The organism is Mesorhizobium sp. LEGMi-168a, assembly GCF_058312955.1.
In genome coordinates, this window is sequence record NZ_JBZEGV010000107.1 from 1 (window position 1) to 1,312 (window position 1,312).

Annotated in this window: 2 protein-coding genes; both read left to right on the forward strand. The window is 63.5% G+C overall.

Features of this window, described 5'->3' with window-relative positions; genetic code table 11:
• Nucleotides 1–1,153 (forward strand): AMP-binding protein (locus AC4FWB_RS34210; RefSeq protein WP_491030615.1); only part of this gene is annotated, 1,153 nt, incomplete at its 5' end.
• Nucleotides 1,150–1,290, forward strand: a complete 141-nt coding sequence (locus AC4FWB_RS34215; protein WP_491030616.1) for a hypothetical protein — start codon at nucleotides 1,150–1,152, stop codon at nucleotides 1,288–1,290. The genes AC4FWB_RS34210 and AC4FWB_RS34215, both read left to right, overlap by 4 nt.
• Nucleotides 1,291–1,312: the final 22 nt, after the last annotated feature.

Genomic DNA, 1,312 nt, shown 5'->3' on the forward strand with positions numbered 1-1,312 from the left:
AACGACAGGCGCGCCGAAAGCCATCGTGCATGGCGTCGGCGGCGTATTGCTGCAGCACATGAAGGAACATGCGCTGCACGGAGACGTGCGCCCCGGCGACGTCGTGAGCTGGTACACGAACACCGCCTGGATGATGTATCACTGGCTGATCTCGTCCCTGGCCGCGGGCGCTGCAATCGTCCTCTATGACGGCGCGCCCATCCTCAAGACACCCAACGGACTGGATTTCACTCCGCTCTGGACGGTAGCCGATCGTGCTGGCATCACCCATTTCGGCACCAGCCCTAAATATCTCGCGACGTTGGCCGACAATCACTTCTTCCCCGGCGAGCGCTATGATCTCTCGGCACTGAAATCGCTACTCTCGGCTGGCGCACCTGTGTCACCGCACCAGTTCGACTGGGTCTATGACCATATCAAGAAGGACATGGTTTTCGCCTCGATATCAGGCGGCACAGAGATCATCGGCTGCTTCATGCTGGGCTCGCCGATCCATCCCGTGCGCCGTGCGCAACTGACCGTGCGCGGGCTTGGCCTGGCCGTCAACGTGATGGACGATCGCAACGCGCCTGTGATTGGTAAGCAGGCCGATCTCGTCTGCACGGAGCCCTTCCCGTCCACGCCCGTAACCTTTTGGGGCCCGGGTGGCGACGCGCGCTATCTGGACACCTATTTCGCCATCCGCCGCGAGATCTGGACCCATGGCGACATCGCCGAGATGACGATCCACGGCTCGGCGATCATCTATGGCCGCTCGGATACGACGCTAAAGCCCGGCGGCGTCCGCATCGGCACCGCCGAAATCTATGCCGCCTGCGAAATTTTCGAGGAGATCGACGATTGCGTCGTCTTCGGCGCACCCATCGACGGCGACGAGGAGGTGGTGCTGTGCCTGAAGCTGCGCGACGGCGACAAGCTGACGCCAGATCTCGCCCGCCGCATCCGCGTCGCGATCCGCTCGGCCGCCTCACCGCGCCATGTGCCCCATCGTATCCACGCCGTGACGGCCATCCCGTATACGCTGAACGGCAAGCGGGTCGAGGGCGCAGCCCGCACGGTCGTCGCCGGCGGCGTGGTCAAGAATATGGGCTCGCTCGCCAACCCCGAAAGCCTCGACGAGTTCCGCACGCTTGAACGGAGTGCGGCAGCATGAGTTCGGCTCGATCGAAAGGCGCAATCGTTGGCATCGGCGAGCTGAAGCCACAGCGGCGAACCGAGGGCGTCACCACACTTGAGCTCCTCGCCAAGGTTTCGGCCCTGGCCGCCGAGGATGCAGGCATCGAGCCCTAGGAAATTGACGGCCTGTTCGTTG

What these genes read in the sequence shown, in the direction of transcription:
- AC4FWB_RS34215 (WP_491030616.1), top strand. Translation starts at nt 1,150, where the DNA reads ATGAGTTCGGCTCGATCGAAAGGCGCAATCGTTGGCATCGGCGAGCTG.